At 72.0% G+C, this 16,571-nt stretch carries 12 protein-coding genes; 5 read left to right on the top strand and 7 right to left on the bottom strand.

What is annotated here, in order from left to right:
* Positions 1-15: 15 nt before the first annotated feature.
* Positions 16-1,161, bottom strand: a complete 1,146-nt coding sequence (locus ACRAKH_RS09265) for an acyl-CoA dehydrogenase family protein (protein ID WP_380723709.1) — start codon at positions 1,159-1,161, stop codon at positions 16-18.
* A gap of 88 nt (positions 1,162-1,249) precedes the next feature.
* On the opposite strand from ACRAKH_RS09265, the gene ACRAKH_RS09260 reads away from it, so the two are divergent.
* Entirely contained in the window at positions 1,250-1,870 is a 621-nt protein-coding gene (locus ACRAKH_RS09260) for a TetR/AcrR family transcriptional regulator (RefSeq protein WP_380723710.1), read from the top strand.
* A gap of 389 nt (positions 1,871-2,259) precedes the next feature.
* On the opposite strand, the gene ACRAKH_RS09255 is transcribed toward ACRAKH_RS09260, so the two are convergent.
* Both ACRAKH_RS09255 and ACRAKH_RS09250 read right to left on the bottom strand, forming a co-directional pair.
* Complete coding sequence (locus ACRAKH_RS09255) at positions 2,260-2,532, bottom strand: GlsB/YeaQ/YmgE family stress response membrane protein (RefSeq protein WP_380723711.1); 273 nt, start codon at positions 2,530-2,532, stop codon at positions 2,260-2,262.
* A 150-nt stretch (positions 2,533-2,682) separates the two neighbouring features.
* Entirely contained in the window at positions 2,683-3,492 is an 810-nt protein-coding gene (locus ACRAKH_RS09250) for a sporulation protein (RefSeq protein ID WP_380723712.1), read from the bottom strand.
* A gap of 154 nt (positions 3,493-3,646) precedes the next feature.
* Between ACRAKH_RS09250 and ACRAKH_RS09245 the strand changes: the two genes are divergently transcribed.
* From ACRAKH_RS09245 to secA2, 3 genes are all read left to right on the top strand, one after another.
* Positions 3,647-6,619, top strand: coding sequence for an acetyl-CoA carboxylase family protein (locus tag ACRAKH_RS09245; protein ID WP_380723713.1), 2,973 nt, complete (start codon positions 3,647-3,649; stop codon positions 6,617-6,619).
* 11 nt (positions 6,620-6,630) lie between these two features.
* On the top strand, positions 6,631-7,926 hold the full coding sequence (locus tag ACRAKH_RS09240; protein WP_380723714.1) for an MFS transporter: 1,296 nt from the start codon (positions 6,631-6,633) through the stop codon (positions 7,924-7,926).
* A 77-nt stretch (positions 7,927-8,003) separates the two neighbouring features.
* Complete coding sequence (secA2, locus tag ACRAKH_RS09235) at positions 8,004-10,322, top strand: accessory Sec system translocase SecA2 (RefSeq protein WP_380723715.1); 2,319 nt, start codon at positions 8,004-8,006, stop codon at positions 10,320-10,322.
* Positions 10,323-10,515: 193 nt separating this feature from the next.
* Here secA2 and ACRAKH_RS09230 read toward each other — a convergent pair whose 3' ends face one another.
* Both ACRAKH_RS09230 and ACRAKH_RS09225 read right to left on the bottom strand, forming a co-directional pair.
* Entirely contained in the window at positions 10,516-10,782 is a 267-nt protein-coding gene (locus tag ACRAKH_RS09230) for a hypothetical protein (RefSeq protein WP_380723716.1), read from the bottom strand.
* A 112-nt stretch (positions 10,783-10,894) separates the two neighbouring features.
* The gene (locus tag ACRAKH_RS09225) at positions 10,895-11,842 is read right to left on the bottom strand and encodes an extracellular catalytic domain type 1 short-chain-length polyhydroxyalkanoate depolymerase (RefSeq protein ID WP_380723717.1); all 948 of its coding nucleotides are present in this window, start codon (positions 11,840-11,842) and stop codon (positions 10,895-10,897) included.
* 137 nt (positions 11,843-11,979) lie between these two features.
* On the opposite strand from ACRAKH_RS09225, the gene ACRAKH_RS09220 reads away from it, so the two are divergent.
* Positions 11,980-13,278 carry a tannase/feruloyl esterase family alpha/beta hydrolase gene (locus ACRAKH_RS09220; protein ID WP_380723718.1) on the top strand — a complete coding sequence of 433 codons (1,299 nt, stop codon included), beginning with the start codon at positions 11,980-11,982 and terminating at the stop codon, positions 13,276-13,278.
* Between the two features lie 80 nt (positions 13,279-13,358).
* Here the strand turns inward: ACRAKH_RS09220 and ACRAKH_RS09215 are convergent, their stop codons facing one another.
* Positions 13,359-15,209, bottom strand: coding sequence for a helix-turn-helix domain-containing protein (locus tag ACRAKH_RS09215; RefSeq protein ID WP_447009740.1), 1,851 nt, complete (start codon positions 15,207-15,209; stop codon positions 13,359-13,361).
* Positions 15,210-15,213: 4 nt separating this feature from the next.
* Positions 15,214-16,551: an MFS transporter gene (locus ACRAKH_RS09210; protein ID WP_380728383.1), complete on the bottom strand. Its 1,338-nt coding sequence runs from the start codon at positions 16,549-16,551 to the stop codon at positions 15,214-15,216.
* Positions 16,552-16,571 lie beyond the last annotated feature (20 nt).

Raw genomic sequence — 16,571 nt, 5'->3', positions numbered from 1 at the left:
GCGGTTCTCCTGGGGCTAGAGGCCGAGGTCGCGGCCGATGAGTTCCTTCATGATCTCGTTGGAGCCGGCCCAGATCCGCGTGACGCGGGCGTCCATCCAGGCGCGGGCCACCCGGTACTCGGTCATGTAGCCGTAGCCGCCGTGCAGCTGCACGCACGCGTCGATGACGTCGTTCTGGACGTCCGCGCTCCACCACTTGGCCTTCGCCGCGTCCACGGCGGTCAGCTCGCGCCGGGTGTGCGCGTCGGTGCACTGGTCCAGGAACGCCTGCGTCACGTCGATCTTGGTGACCAGCTCGGCGAGGGTGAACTTGTTGTGCTGGAACGAGCCGATGGACTGGCCGAACGCCTTGCGCTCCTTGGTGTACTCGATCGTCTCGAGCAGGATCTGCTTGGCGTGGGCCAGGTTGGAGATCGCGCCGCCGAGGCGTTCCTGCGGCAGGCGTTCCATCATGTAGATGAAGCCCTGGTCGACCTCGCCGATGACGTTCTCCACCGGGACGCGGACGTCCTCGAAGAACAGCTCGGCGGTGTCGGACTCGGGCTGGCCGACCTTGTCCAGCTTGCGGCCGCGCTCGAAGCCCTTCATGCCGGCCTCGACGGCGAACAGCGTGATGCCCCTGGCCTTCTTCTCGGGGCTGGTGCGCGCCGCGACGACGATCATGTCGGCCGAGTAGCCGTTCGTGATGAACGTCTTGGAGCCGTTGAGGATCCAGTCGGAGCCCTGCCGGACGGCGTTGCTCTTCAGCGCGGCGAGGTCGGAGCCGCCGGACGGCTCGGTCATGCCGATGCCGGTGGTCATCTCGCCCGAGCAGAACCGGGGCAGCCAGCGCTGCTTCTGCTCCTCGGTGCACAGGTCGACCAGGTAGGGCGCGACGACGTCGCCGTGGATGCCCAGGCACGACGCCAGGCCTGCACTCGCCTTCGACAGCTCCTCGCCCAGCACGGCGTTGAACCGGTAGTCGTTCGCGCCGCTGCCGCCGTACTCCTCGGGGACCTCCAGGCCGAGCAGGCCCTGCTTGCCGGCCTCCAGCCACACCTCGCGGTCGACGTGGCGCTGCTCGACGAACCTCTCGTAGTGCGGCTTGAGGGTGCGGTCGACGAACGCCTTCGCGGTCTCGCGGAACGCCTCGTGGTCGGGTTCGAACAGCGTGCGGCGCACTCTCGGATCCTCCATACTAAGCGGTTGCTTAGGTCTAAGCGTGTGCTTAGCCTGCGGTATCGTTCGGGCCTGTGTCAAGGAGAGGTGCATGACAACGACCCGCGGTGAGTTCGCGCTCCTGGATGAGACGTGGTCCTCCGTCGAGCCCCCGGCGGCCAGGCGGATGCTGATCGCCGCCGCCGCCGCGTTCTCGGTGCGCGGCTACCACGCCACCACCACCCGGGACATCGCCGCGCAGGCGGGCATGTCACCCGCGGCGGTCTACATCCACTACCGGTCCAAAGAGGAACTGCTGTTCCAGATCTCCCGGATCGGGCACGCGACGTCGTTGGCGGTGCTGACGGGGGTGTCCGACCCGGACCCGGTGACCCGGCTGGCGTCGGCGGTGCGGGCGTTCGCGTCGTGGCACGCCGAGTTCCACACGACGGCGCGGGTCGTGCAGTACGAGCTGAGCGCGTTGACGCCGGAGCACCTGGCCGAGGTCGTCGTGCTGCGGCGGCGGATCGAGGCGGCCGTGCGCGGGATGATCGAGGGCGGCGTGGCGGCGGGGGTGTTCGACGTGCCGGACGTGCGGGGGGCGACCCTGGCGGTGCTGTCGCTGTGCATCGACGTGGCCCGCTGGTACCAGCCCACCGGTCGGCGCACGCCGGCGGAGATCGGCGACCTGTACGCCGACCTGGTGTTGCGCATGGTGGGCGCCGACACCTGACCCGCGAGCAGGCTGTTTCGCCGCCGGGGACTGTGCACCGTCAAAGGCGGTTGCGCGGTCGCGGCCCCGGTGGGCGACCGTGGGCGACGGCCCGGAATTGTCAGACCCTTCGGGCAGAATAAAAGCAGGGGTCCCCTTGGCGAGGACCCCTGCGAAGCGATTCTGAATCTGCGCACCCGAGCGCTGCGCGCCCAAGCTGTGAGCACCCGAGCCGCGCGGCCCGAGCTGTGCGCACCGGAGCTGAGCGGTCCTAGCCGGGCGCACTCCGGAGCCGTGCGGCCCGAGCCGGGCGCGGACCGGAGCCGGCGGCCTCGACGTTCACCCGGACGTGGGCGGGACGGAGACCTCCCGGAACGTTCCGGGAGGCCCCTGGTGGTCCGATCCGGGGTCTAGCGCACCGATTTCTTGCCGTAGAAGCCGGCGACGAGGCTCACGCCGACCGCGGCGATCGCCAGCTGCACGATGATCTCGATCCAGTCGATGCCGGGCGTGTCCTCCACGCCGAGAGCCCGAGCCAGGAACGTGCCCAGGAACGCCGCCACGATGCCGACCACGATGGTCAGCCAGATCGGGATGTTCTGCTTGCCCGGCGCGATGAGCTTGCCCAGCAAACCGATGATGAGACCCACGATCAGAGCGCTGATCACACCGCCGATGCCCACGTTGCCTCCTGCGGGTTAGTCGCCTTCGAAGAAGTCCCCGACTTCGCCGAGGGCCTCCCGCTCATCATCCCACCGAACACGCCGGCCGCAGCGTCAGCGACGTGCGCGCCGACGCCGATTCCCCCACCGCGGTGACCGCCCGGAAGTCGCTCAGTAGCCCGTGCGACCGCCGTAACCGCCGGAAGATCGCCTGCCGGCGGCCTGGTCCATCCACTGGTGGAGCAGCGCCGGCCAGTCCGCGCGGATCACCTCATCGTGCGACATGGCGTAGTGGCCGATCGCGTCGCCGCCCTGCTGGAAGAGGCCACCGCGGCGGTCCGCCTCCAGCACCACGTACAGCCGCTGGGGGTCGGTGACGAACGTCAGCTCCAGCTGCTTGATCTTGTTGAGGAACTGCGCGGGCGGCAGGAACTCGATCTCCTGGTAGAACGGGAGCCGCTGCGGGACGCCCCGGATGCGCCCCGACTCGTTGTCGGCGCGCTGGAAGCGGAACCCGAGGGCGCCGAACGCCTTGAGCACGTGCTCCTGGGGCGCGGTCGGGTGGACGGCCACCGGGTCGAGGTCGCCGGGGTCGACGGCGCCGCGCACCTCCAGCTCCGTGCGCAGGCCCATGGTCATCCCGTACAGGTGCTGCCCCAGCACGACGGTCAGCGGCGTCTCCAGCGGCACCGGGAACCGGAACGGGAGCACGAGGTTCTGCCCGGGCGCGACGGTGATGCCGTGCGCGACGACGAGCTGCGCGAACTCGACGTTGCGGTTGTGCTCGTTGTCGCCGCTCTCCACCTCGACGCGGGTGACGAGGGACAGCTTGACCACGTCGATGAGGGCCTCGTGCTCGCCGCCGGCGATGCGGACCTCGCCGGTCAGCGCCTCACCGGGCCGGACGTTCGGGTTGGCCAGCACCGTGTCCACGGTCGGGCCGCCGACACCGAACGCGCGCAACATCCTCTTGAACACCACGGTGGGCCTCCTGGCCTGCGTCTGGGTCACACCTCTGGACCGTTGTGAGCAAAGACGCCTGGGCCTGTCCCCCGGTTCCCTCTGGACGAACGCCAATCGCAGATGCCACTATGCGGCCGCGGTCACATACTAAGCGGTCGCTCAGGAGGTTCACGTGCCCACGCTGCTCGTCGCCAACCGCGGAGAGATCGCCGTCCGCGTGCTCCGCGCTGCCGCCGACCTCGGCTGGAACACCGTCGCCCTGGTCACCGACTCCGACGACGCCCACGGCAGGCACGCCGACCGGGCCGTCCGCCTGCGCGGGTCCTACCTGGACGTCGACGCCGTGCTGGCCGCCGCCGAGGGGTGCGACCTGGTCCACCCCGGCTACGGGTTCCTCGCCGAGAACGCCGCGTTCGCCCGCCGGTGCGCCGAGGCCGGGCTGACGTTCGTCGGGCCGCCGCCCGAGGTGCTGGAGCTGCTCGGCGACAAGAGCCGGGCGCGCGCCCTGGCCGCCGAGGTGGGCGTGCCGGTGCTCGCGGGCGCCGAGGACGGGTTCGAGGCGTTCTTCCGGGAGCACGGCGCGGTCGTCGTGAAGGCCGTCGCGGGCGGTGGCGGCAAGGGCGTGCGGGTGGTGCGGCGGCTCGCCGACCTCGCCGCCGCGGTCGAGCGGTGCCGGGCCGAGGCGCTGGCCGCGTTCGGCGACGGCACGGTGTTCGTGGAGGAGCTGCTGGAGCCCGCCCGGCACGTCGAGGTGCAGCTCGTCGGCACGACGGTGCTGGGCGACCGGGACTGCTCGTTGCAGGTCAGGCACCAGAAGCTGGTCGAGGTCGCGCCCGCGCCGGACCTCTCCCCCGAGCTGCGGTCCGCGCTGCACGACGCGGCGGCGACGATCGCGCGTGCCGTCCGCTACACCGGGCTGGGCACGGTGGAGTTCCTGGTCGCGCCGGACGGCCGGTTCGCGTTCCTGGAGGCCAACCCCCGGTTGCAGGTCGAGCACACCGTCACCGAGCAGGTCACGGGGCTGGACCTGGTGCGCGCCCAGCTGCTGCTGGCGACGGAGGTCGAGCCGGACCTCACGCACACGCCGCGCGGCAGCGCGATGCAACTGCGGGTGAGCCTGACGTCGACGGGGCGGCTGTCGGCGTTCGTGCCGCCGACCGGGCCGGGGGTGCGGGTCGACACGCACGCGTCCGTCGGCTACCGGGCGGGCCTCGACTTCGACCCGTTGCTGGCGAAGGTCGTGGTGCACGCGGACGACCTCGACATCGCGCTGCGCCGGGCGCGCCGCGCGCTGGACGAGTTCACTGTGGACGGCGCCAGGACGAACATCGGCTTCCTGCGCGGGCTGCTCGACCACCCCGACGTCCTGAAGGCGCACACCGGTCTGCTGGATTCGCTGCCGCGCGAGGACACCGGGGCGCGGGCTCCCGTGCAGGGCACCGTCGTGGCGATCGAGTCGGGCGCGGTCGTCGTGGAAGCGATGAAGATGCAGCACGTCGTGCCGGTCGGCGACGCGCGGGTGCTCGTCGCGGTCGGCGACACGGTCTCGGAGGGCACGCTCCTGGCCGAGGGCGTTGACGTGGCCGTGGAGGAGAAGGCCGTCGAGTTCGACCTCGACGACGTGCGGCCGGATCTCGCGGAGACGTTGGCGCGGCACGACTTCTCGCGCCCGGAGGCGGAGGCGAAGCGGCACTCGACGGGACGGCGCACGGTCCGGGAGAACATCGCCGACCTGTGCGAGGAGTTCGTCGAGTACGGCGGGTTGGCGATCGCCGCGCAGCGCAGGCGGCGCTCGTTGGACGAGCTGGTCGAGCGCACGCCCGCGGACGGGCTGGTGGCGGGCGTCGGCACGGTGAACGGCGGCCAGGTCGTCGCCCTGTCCTACGACTACACGGTCATGGCGGGCACGCAGGGGTTGCGCAACCACGCCAAGAAGGACCGGATGTTCGCGCTGGCCGAGCAGCGGCGGCTGCCCGTGGTGCTGTTCGCCGAGGGCGGCGGCGGACGGCCGGGCGACACCGACCACGGCGGCGTCAGCGGGCTGGACTGCCTGGCGTTCCACCTGTTCGCGAAGCTGTCCGGGCTGGTGCCGCTGGTCGGCATCGCGTCCGGGCGGTGCTTCGCCGGCAACGCGGTGCTGCTCGGCACGTGCGACGTGGTCATCGCGACGCGTGACGCGACGATCGGCATGGGCGGTCCGGCGATGATCGAGGGCGGCGGGCTGGGCGTGTTCCGGCCCGAGGAGATCGGGCCGGTCGACGTGCAGTCGCCCAACGGCGTGATCGACGTGGTCGTGTCCGACGAGGCCGAGGCCGTCGCGGTGGCCAAGAAGTACCTGTCGTACTTCCAGGGGCCGGTGGACGGCTGGGAGTGCGGCGACCAGCGGCTCCTGCGGCACCTCGTGCCGGAGAACCGGGTCCGCGCCTACGACGTGCGCGCCGTGGTGGAGACCGTCGCGGACACCGGCTCGGTGCTGGAGCTGCGGCGCGAGTTCGGCCGCGGCATCGTGACCGCCCTGGTCCGGGTCGAGGGCAGGCCGCTCGGGCTGATCGCCAACGACCCCGGCCACCTGGGCGGCGCGATCGACGCCGACTCGGCGGACAAGGCCGCCCGGTTCCTACAGCTGTGCGACGCGTTCGACCTGCCGGTGGTGTCGCTGTGCGACACGCCGGGGTTCATGGTCGGGCCGGACGCCGAGCGCACCGCCACCGTGCGGCACTTGACCCGGATGCTCGTGACCGGCGCGAACCTCGACGTGCCGTTCGGGTTCGTGGCGCTGCGCAAGGCGTACGGGCTGGGCGCGCAGGCGATGGCGGCGGGCAGCTTGAAGGTGCCGCTGTTCGCCGTGTCGTGGCCCAGCGGCGAGTTCGGCCCGATGGGGCTGGAAGGCGCGGTGCGGCTCGGGTACCGGCGCGAGCTGGACGCCGTCGACGACCCGGAGCAGCGCAGGGAGATGTTCGAGGCGATGGTCTCCGCCGCCTACGAGCACGGCAAGGCGCTCAACGTGGCGTCCGCGTTCGAGATCGACGACGTCATCGACCCGGCGGACACCCGCCGCTGGATCAGCACCCTGCTCACCGGTCCGGCCGACGACCCCGCCGCCGGCCGGACCGGCAAGAAGCGTCCGTTCGTGGACACCTGGTGAAAGGGACAAGCATGGTCACGACCGCTCCCCCCGAGCGGCGCACGTTGCGCAAGCTCATGGCCGCCGGCCTCGTCGGCTCCAGCCTTGAGTGGTACGACTTCTTCATCTACGCCACGGCCGCGGCGCTGGTGTTCCCGAAGTTGTTCTTCCCCGAGGCGTCGCCGCTGGTCGGGCTGCTGCTGTCGTTCAGCACGTTCTGGGCGGGCTTCATCGCGCGGCCGGTCGGCGGGCTCGTGTTCGGGCACGTCGGCGACCGGTTCGGGCGCAAGCCGGCGCTGGTGGCGTGCCTGGCGATGATGGCCGCGGCGACGTTCCTGATCGGCCTGCTGCCGACCGCGGCGACGGCGGGCGTGCTGGCGCCGGTGCTGCTGGTCGTGCTGCGGTTCTTCCAGGGCATCGCGGTGGGCGGCCAGTGGGGCGGTGTCGTGCTGCTGCTCACCGAGACCGCGGGGCCGGACCGGCGCGGGTTCGCGGGCACGTTCGGGCAGGCCGGCGTGCCGCTGGGCGTGATCCTGGGCAACGTGTCGTTCCTGGTGGTGGGCGCCGTGGTGCCGGCCGCGGACTTCGCCGCGTGGGGCTGGCGGGTGCCGTTCCTGGCGAGCGCGCTGCTGTTCCCGGTGGTGCTGTTCATCCAGCTCAAGGTGGAGGACAGCCCGGTGTTCCGGGAGATCAAGGCACGGCGGGCGCAGGCCCCGGCGGCGCCGTCCGCGCCGTTGCGGGAGGTGCTGCGGTCGCACTGGCGGACGGTGCTGCTCGGCGCGGGGCTGATGTTCGCGTCCAACGCCGTGTTCTACGTGAGCATCGCGGGCGTCCTCGACTACGCCACGCGGGCGCTGGCGCTGCCGCGGAACTCGGTGCTGCTGGTGACGCTGCTGTCGTCGCTGGTGAGCGTGCCGGTGATCCTGCTGGCGGGGCGGTGGTCGGACCGGCACGGCAGGCGTCCGCTGATCGTGGCGGGCGCGGTGGCGATGATGGTCTGGGCGTTCCCGTACTTCTGGCTGATCGACACGGCGTCGCTGGGGCTGATCTTCGTGGCGCTCGCGGTGTCCGGCGTCGCGTCGAGCCTGGTCTACGGGCCGGTGGCCGCGTACCTGGCGGAGCTGTTCGAGGCCCACGTGCGCTACTCGGGGGCGTCGCTGGCGTACCAGTTGGCGTCCATCCTGGTCAGCGGTGGTTCCCCGGTCATCATGGCGGCGCTGCTGGCGGCGACCGGCTCGTCGGCCTCGGTGTCGGCGTTCCTGCTGGTCATGGGCGTGGTGACGCTCGGGTCCGTGCTCGCTCTGCGCGAGACCCATCACCGTGCGTGACCTCGGGTGGGTGAAATCGTGAACTGTCAAACGGGTGACGTGCGGAACGTTGCGCGCTTGCCGTACGTTGCCGTGCCGTGACCACTCTCCTGGGACGGTTCAAGCAGCGGCTGCGTCGGTTCGCGCAGAAGCCCGGCTCCGCCGACCTCACGCCCTACCGCAAGCTGCTCGACGAGGTGAACGAGCAGACCGAGCGGGTGCGGGAGCTCAGCGACGAGGAACTGACCGCCGCGGCGGTCGCGCTGCGCGGCAAAGCCGACTTCGGCCGCGCTGAACTGGTGGAGGTGTGCGCGCTCGGCCGGGAGGCGGCCGACCGCGCGCTCGGCCTGCGCCCGTTCGACGTGCAGGTCCTGGGCGCGCTGGGGCTGCTGGAGGGCCACGTGGTCGAGATGGCGACCGGTGAGGGCAAGACCCTCTCCGGCGCCATCGCGGCGGCGGGCTTCGCGCTGCGGGGCGACCAGGTGCACGTGGTCTCGGTCAACGACTACTTGGCGCAGCGCGACGCGCAGTGGATGGGGCCGCTGTACGAGCTGCTCGGCGTCTCGGTCGGCTGGATCGACCAGAGCTCCAAGCCCGAGGAGCGGCGCGCCGCCTACCAGGCCGAGGTCATGTACGCCTCGGTCTCGGAGATCGGCTTCGACGTGCTGCGCGACCGGCTGGCCACCGACGAGGGCGACCTCATCGTGCCGAAGCCGCGGGTGGCGCTGGTCGACGAGGCCGACTCGGTGCTGGTGGACGAGGCGCGCGTGCCGCTGGTCCTGGCGGGCTCCACCGCCGGTCCCGCGGTCGACCCGGCGCTGGCCGACCTGGTCAAGCGGCTGCGCCGCGACCTGCACTTCGAGATCGACGACGAGGAGCGCAACGTCTACCTGACGGGCGCGGGCAGCGAGCTCGTCGAGCGGTCGCTCGGCGGCATCGACCTGTACTCCGACGAGCACGTGTCGACCACGCTGAGCAAGGTGAACGTGGCCCTGCACGCGCAGGTGCTGCTGCACCGGGACGTGGACTACATCGTCCGCGACGGCAAGGTGCACCTGATCAACGACACCCGCGGCCGGATCGCGAAGCTCCAGCGCTGGCCGGACGGCCTCCAGGCCGCGGTCGAGGCCAAGGAGAACGTGGCCACGACGGACGCGGGCGAGGTGCTCGACTCGATCACCGTGCAGGCCCTGCTGAGCCGCTACCCGACGGTGTGCGGCATGACCGGCACCGCGGTCGCCGTCGCCGAGCAGCTGCGCGACTTCTACAAGCTGGAAGTGCTGGTCATCCCGCCGAACGTGGAGACGATCCGGGAGGACGAGGCGCCCCGCCTGTACGCGACGCTGGAGCAGAAGGAAGCCGCGATCGTCGCCGAGATCAAGAAGGTGCACGAGACCGGCCGCCCGATCCTCGTCGGCACGCTCGACGTGGCCGAGTCGGAGCGGCTGTCGCGCAAGCTCGCCGACGCGGGACTCGAGTGCGTGGTGCTGAACGCGAAGAACGACGCCGAGGAGGCGTCGATCATCGCCGACGCGGGCTCGTTCCAGCGGATCACCGTGTCGACGCAGATGGCGGGCCGCGGCACGGACATCCGGCTCGGCGGGCACGACTCGACCGACCACGAGCGGATCGCCGAGCTGGGCGGCCTGTACGTGATCGGCACCGGGCGGCACTCGTCGTCCCGGCTGGACGACCAGCTGCGCGGGCGCGCGGGCCGTCAGGGCGACCCCGGCGGGTCGGTGTTCTTCTCGTCGTTGCAGGACGAGCTGGTCACGCAGTACGTGCCCGACCACGACGAGCCGGCCGAGGTCGACGAGGACGGCCGGGTGACCGACGCGGGCACGCTGCACACCGTGGAGCACGCGCAGCGCGTCGCCGAGGGCGTGCACCTGGAGATCCACCGCAACACGTGGCGGTACAACAAGCTGATCGAGCACCAGCGGCAACTGCTGCTGGAGTACCGGGACAAGCTGCTGCGGACCGACCTGGCGTGGCAGGAGCTGTCCGAGCGCAACACGGACCGGGCGCACGACCTGAAGGACCTGGACGAGGACGTCAAGGTGAAGGCGGCCCGGCTGATCGCGCTGCACCACCTCGACCAGCGGTGGAGCGACCACCTGACGTTCCTGACCGACCTGCGGGAGGGCATCCACCTGCGGGCGCTGGCGCGGCAGAACCCGCTGGACGAGTTCCACCGCGAGGCCATCCCCGCGTACCACAAGATCATCCCGGATGCGTGGGAAGAGGCCGAGGAGACGTTCGCCAAGGTGGAGATCGACGCCGACGGCGCGCACCTGGCGGAGGCGGGCGTGCAGCGGCCGAACACCACGTGGACGTACCTGGTCAACGACAACCCGTTCTCGTCCGGTCTGGAGGAGACGTTCAAGGGCCTCGTGAGCCTGGTCCGGCGTCGCTGACCGGAAACGCCGACCGGGGTCGCCGGTCGTCGCGCCGCCGAGCGGGTTCGCTCGTCCGGCGGCGCTGAACGGTGTTGGCTGCGCGGGTTCGCCGCGCGGGGTTTGCGCGGTCCTTGCCGAGTCGGCGTCCTTGCCGGGTCGGCGTGGGCCGCGCGGGGTTGGCGCGGGCTGGGAACAGGCCCAGCCCGCGGCCTCAGCGGACGGGAGCGGAGAGCTTCACGTCCTCCACCGGCTCCGCCTGGCGCGGCAGGGTGGCCGGTCTCGGCATCCGCTGCGCCACCGCCTGCTCGGTGAGGGCACGGATCTCCGCCAGGATGTCGAGGTGGTGCTGCGACGGTGGCGGACCGACGAGGTTCGAGTGGTCGAACGCGGTGCGTTCGGCCCGGTGGGCCAGGTTCTGGATGCGCCGGATCAGGTCCCACTCCTGGTCTGTGCGCGTAGAGCGCCGTTGCTCAGTCACCCCGGAAGCAGACACCTCACGCCGGGTGAACGTAAATCACCTGGCAGTGCGAACTTCGCTGGGTCAACTCAGCTACCCCTGCCGGTGTCCCCAAAACACACCGATCGGGCGACTAAAGCCTCCACCGCTGGGCGAGGTACCACGCCGCACAGGCATTGACGTCCAGCACATACGCGGTCGGCGTGCCGCACTGGTGGGTAGCCGTGCCCGGATCGACCGGTTGGCCGTGCCCCATACCGGTGACGGTGTGGGTTTCCACAACCGGTGACCCGCTGCTGTTGCGGTACACCGCATGGGGGTAACCCGCGACGGTGTCGGTGACATCGGAGGTCGCGTCCGTGGCGTGCACGTCGGTCCACTGCTCGACGACCTCGCGCTGGTTCGCCACGGCGACGGTGCCGTCCGCGGTGCCGTGCCACACGGTCATCGTCGGCCACGGGCCGCGGTGGCCCGTCGCGGCGCGCACCTTGTCGCCCCACTGCCGGGCGGTGAGGTCGCGGCCCGGGTTCATGCAGGCGTACGCGTCGAACGCGCTCGTCGCGCAGCCGAACGGCAGCCCGGCCACCACCCCGCCGCCGGCGAACACGTCCGGGTACGTCGCCAGCAGCGCCGACGTCATCGCGCCGCCCGCGGACAGCCCCGTCGCGTAGGTCGCCGACGTGCCGAAGTCGGCCCTCGTCCGCGCCACCATGGACGCGATCGACGCCACCTCGCCGTGACCCCGGCTGGTGTCGAAGGCCTGGAACCAGTTGAAGCACCTGTTGGCGTTGTTGACGCTCTGCTGCTGCGGCAGCACGACGGCGAACCGCAGCCGGTCGGCCAGCGACACCCAGCCGCTCGACGTGCCGTAGCGGGCGTCCTGGGTGCAGCCGTGCAGCACCACGACCAGCGGACGTCCGGCGGGCAGGCCGTCCGGCACGTACCGGAACATGCGGAGGTTGCCGGGGTTCGACCCGAACGCCCACACCTCGGTGACGGTCGCCGCGTGCGCCGAGGGCGCAGGCCCGGCCGACAAGGCGGTCATGGACACGATCGACAGGAGCAGTGCCAGTGCGCGCATGCGGACCTCCTCGTCCGCTTCCCGACCGTACGAGCGGGTCCGGGGCGGCACGATGGGGCGTCGCACCACATCGGCGCGGCCGGGCATGGCGGCACGACCCATTACGGCGCGCCGCGAACCGTTTTACCGTGCCACGGGTGAACATCGCCGTTCCGCTGATCGCAGCGCTCCTCGCGACGACGGCGCAGGCCGTTCCCGCGTCCGCCCAAGGATGCGGGCCCCTGCGCGTTCCCGGTGCCGCGCACCAGGAAACGACCCACCTCGCCGACCTGTCCACCGCGGGCGGCCGCACCGATCCCGCCGACTGGGCCGGCCTCACCCCCGCCGGCCTGCCCGCGCCGACGCCCGTGTCCGGCACGCAGGTCGACGGCTACTTCCCCGACTCGTCCACCGGCAACACCAACAACGGCTGGGCGCACGACTCGCAGTTCGTGATCCGGCTGCCCGAGCGCTGGAACGGCGGCCTCGTCGTCGCCGGCTCCCCCGGCGTGCGCGAGCAGTACGCCAACGACCGCGCGATCAGCGACTTCGTGCTGGCCAAGGGGTACGCGTTCGCGTCGACCGACAAGGGCAACACCGGGGTGGCGTTCCACCGGGACGGCGCCCGGCCCGGTGACGCGATCGCCGAGTGGAACCACCGGGTCACCCAGCTGACGCGGGCGGCGAAGGTCGTGGTGGCGCAGCGCTACTGCCGGCCGCCGTCCCGCACGCTCGCCACGGGCATCTCCAACGGCGGCTACCTGGTCCGCTGGCAGCTGGAGAACCGGCCGGAGCTGTACGACGGCGGCGTCGACTGGGAGGGCACCCTGTGGACCGCCGACGGGCCGAACCTGCTGACGTTCCTGCCGCCCGCGCTGAAGGGCTACGCCACCGGCGACCGCGCCGCGGTGGTGGCCGCCGGGTTCCCGGCCGAGTCGGAGTTCCTGTGGCCGTTCCACCACCAGTACTACTGGGACCTGACCCAGCGGATCTACCGCGAGGAGCTGGACCCGGCGTGGGACGGCGACCGGGAGGCCGGCACGCCGTTCTGCGCGCCCGGCACGCCGCTGTGCGACGCGGACTACGACTACGCGTCGCGGCCGCAGGCGCAGCGGGCCGTCGGGAAGATCGCGTTGACGGGTCGGATCGGCAAGCCGCTGCTCACCCTGCACGGCACGCTCGACGTGCTGCTGCCCATCTCCCGCGACTCCGACGTGTACGCCGACATGGTGCGGCGGGCGGGGCGTGACGGGCTGTTCCGGTACTACCGGATCGAGGGAGGCACGCACGTGGACTCGCTGTTCGACGTGTTCCCGGACCGCCTGCGGCCGTTGACGCCGTGCCACCGGTCGGTCTTCGGTGCGTTGGAGGGCTGGCTGTCGGGCACCCGCCCGCCGGCGTCCACGACCGTGCCGCGGCCCGCGGTGGTGAACGCGACCGAGTGCGCGCTGGCCTGACGCCCGGTGGTCCCGCCACTCGGCGCGCTCTGGGGGCGGCCGAGCGGCGGGACCCGCGGGTGCGGACTGGACGTGCGGGGCTACTGGCCGAGCACGCGCATGAGCTTGAGCGCGAGCTGGACTTCGAGCACGCGTTCCGGTGACTGCCAGTCGTCGCCGAGCAGGCTCGCCACCCGGTCGAGGCGCTGCACCACCGTGTTCACGTGGACGTGCAGCTCGTCCTTCGCGCGGCTCAGGTTGGCGCCGCACGCGAAGTACGCGGTGATCGTGCGGATCAGCTCGGTGCCCCGGCCGGCGTCGTAGTCGATCAGGGGGCCGAGGGTGGCGCGGACGTAACCCGCCACGTCGGCCTGGTCGCCCAGCAGCACGCCCACGAACCCCAGGTCGGCGAGCGTGCCGCCGGTGCCCTTGCGCTCCAGCCGGAGCAGGGCCTTGACGCACCGCACGGCCTCGGCGTGCGCGGCGGCGACGCCTTCCGGGCCGTCCGCCGGGCCGCCTCCGCCCACGGTCACCGGCAGGCCGACCGCCTTGCCCAGCGTGCGCGCCGCGTCCCGCGCCGCGCACGCCGGGTCCGTGCCGGGCAGCACCAGCACCACGTGCTCGCCGTGCACGCCGGCCAGGCCGCGGGACGCCGACGCGTGGTGCGCGGCGGCGGCGAGGAGCCGGTCGCGGGGGCCGTCGGCGACCAGCACGACGTGCGCGGCGGCCAGGTCGACGCCGACCCGGCGGGCCCGCGCGCGCAGCGCCGCCGAGTCCACTTCGGACGTCAGCAGGTCGGTGATCAGCTCGCCGCGCACCTTGTTCTCCGCCTCGGCGACCGTGCGGCGCAGGAGGAGCAGCAGGGCGGTGACGACGCTCGCCCGTTCGAACAGCCTGCGGTCGGCGTCGGCGAGGTCCGGGCGGTCGGTGAGGGTGATGCTGCCCAGCAGCTCGCGGCCCGCCAGCACGGCGCACACCCACGTGCCGTCCTGCGGGATGGCGCGGCCGCTGGCACGTGAGGCGTTGATCGCGGCACGGGGCGCGAGCGCGCGGGACGTGCCGATGCGGGCCAGCTCGGCGCCGTCGCTGTCGTGGACGACGATCCCGCCGTCGAGCACCTTGGCCACGGCGGCGGCCACCTCGGGCACGTCCGCGCCGCGCAGCACCAGGTCGGTGAGCCGGTCGTGGGCGTCCTCGGCGCGGCGCATGGCCTCGTTGTGCGCGCGGATCGTCTCGCCGGCGGCCCGCGTCTCCTCCAGCAGGTGCGCGGTGTCGAGGGCGATGGCGGCGTGGTCGGCCAACGACGACAGCAGCGCCACCTCCTCGGGCGGGAACTGGCGCGGGGAGCGGTTGGCCGCGTACAGGACGCCGATGACCCGGCGGTCGAGCTTCAGCGGCACGCCGAGGATCGCCACCAGGCCCTCGTCGCGCACCGCCCGGTCGATCGGGCCGGTGTGGTTGAACCGGTCGTCGGCGAAGTAGTCGGCGGTCACGTACGGCTGGGCGGTCTGCGCGACCAGCCCGCCGAGGCCTTCGCCCATGCCCAGCCGGACCTGCTGGAACAGGGGCGAGATCGAGCCGTCGGTGACCCGCATGTACGTGCCGCGCTCGCCGGGGTCGTTCATGCTCAGGTAGGCGATGTCCGCGCCCAGCAGCAGCCGGGCGCGGCGCACGATCGAGCGCAGCACGGCGTCCGGGTCGCGCACCCCGGCCAGGTCGTTCGCCGTGTCGAACAGCGCTTCCAGCTCGGCTTCGCGGCGGCGGTGCGCGGTGAGGGTGCGGCGGATCCGCAACGCCCACTCCGTGGCGCGCGCGACCCGGTCCAGCTCCCGGTCGGGGAGGCCCGCCGCGCGCGCCGCGGGGAGCACCGCCGCCAGCCGCTCGCTGCCCGCGTCGGTCGCGAGCAGGTCGAGAAGCTCCAGCAGGTGCTCCACCGCGTCCGCCTCACTCATGCCCTCATGCTCGCACCGAGGCGGGCTCGTCGTCGGTTCGGTTCAACGAGGTGCCCTTGGTCTCCTTGGCCGCGAGCACCGCGATCACGGTCAGCCCGCACATGCCGATCACGTACAGCACCACCGGGAACGTGCTGTCGTACGCGGAGAGCAGCGCGGTCGCGATGAGCGGCGCCACGGCGCCCGCCGCGATGGACGCGAGCTGGTAGCCGACGGACGCGCCCGAGTAGCGGACCTTCGTGCCGAACAGCTCGGAGAAGAACGCGGCCTGCGGGCCGTACATGGCGCCGTGCAGCACGAGGCCGATGGTGACGGCCAACGTCATCGGCAGGAACGACTTGGTGTCCAGCAGCGCGAAGAACGCGAACATCCACAGGGCGATGCCGACCGCGCCGATCAGGTACGTGGTGCGGCGGCCGATCCGGTCGGACAGCGCGCCCCACATCGGGATCGTCACCAGGTGCACGGCCGAGGCGATGAGCACCGCGTTCAGGCCGGCCGACCGCGACATGCCCAGCTCCGCGGTGATGTAGACCAGGATGAACGCCGTGATCACGTAGTAGGACACGTTCTCCGCCATGCGGGCGCCCATCGCGATCAGCACCTCGCGCCAGTTGTGCCGCATGACGGTGACGATCGGCGCCTTCTCCTTGACCTTCCGCGCCTCGACCTTCTTCTGCGCCTCCAGGAACACCGGCGACTCCGACACGCTCAGCCGGATCCACAGCCCGATCAGGACGAGCACGCCGGACAGCAGGAACGGCACCCGCCAGCCCCACGACAGGAACGCCTCGTCGCTCTGCACGGCGGCCAGCACCGCGAGCACCGCGGTGGCCAGCAGGTTGCCCGCCGGCGCGCCCGCCTGCGGCCAGGACGCCCAGAACCCGCGCCGTTCCGGGCTGCCGTGCTCGGACACGATGAGCACCGCGCCGCCCCACTCGCCGCCCAGCGCGAAGCCCTGCACCAGCCGCAGCAACGTCAGCAGCAGCGGTGCGGCGAACCCGATCGCGGCGTACGTGGGCAGCAGGCCCATCGCGAACGTCGCGCCGCCCATCAGCACCAGGCTGAGCACGAGCAGCTTCTTGCGCCCCAGCTTGTCGCCGAAGTGGCCGAACACCAGACCGCCGAGCGGGCGGGCCAGGAAGCCGATCGCGTAGGTGGAGAACGCGAGCAGGGTGCCGGTGAGCGGGTTCGCCGTGGGGAAGAACAGCTTGTTGAACACCAGGGCGGCGGCGGAGCCGTAGAGGAAGAAGTCGTACCACTCGATGGTGGTGCCGATCATGCTGGCTACGACGACCTTCTTGAAGGACGGTTTCGGCTGTGGAGGGGCGGCGTTGGTCATCTCGGTCACCACTTCGTTGG

This window comes from Saccharothrix hoggarensis (genome assembly GCF_052936025.1).
Note: the sequence above shows the minus strand (reverse complement) of the source record. Positions and strands in the feature narration are given on the sequence as shown.

What these genes read in the sequence shown, in the direction of transcription:
- ACRAKH_RS09260 (WP_380723710.1), top strand. Translation starts at nt 1,250, where the DNA reads ATGACAACGACCCGCGGTGAGTTCGCGCTCCTGGATGAGACGTGGTCC.
- ACRAKH_RS09240 (WP_380723714.1), top strand. Translation starts at nt 6,631, where the DNA reads ATGGTCACGACCGCTCCCCCCGAGCGGCGCACGTTGCGCAAGCTCATG.
- ACRAKH_RS09225 (WP_380723717.1), bottom strand. Translation starts at nt 11,842, where the DNA reads ATGCGCGCACTGGCACTGCTCCTGTCGATCGTGTCCATGACCGCCTTG.
- ACRAKH_RS09215 (WP_447009740.1), bottom strand. Translation starts at nt 15,209, where the DNA reads ATGAGTGAGGCGGACGCGGTGGAGCACCTGCTGGAGCTTCTCGACCTG.
- ACRAKH_RS09210 (WP_380728383.1), bottom strand. Translation starts at nt 16,551, where the DNA reads ATGACCAACGCCGCCCCTCCACAGCCGAAACCGTCCTTCAAGAAGGTC.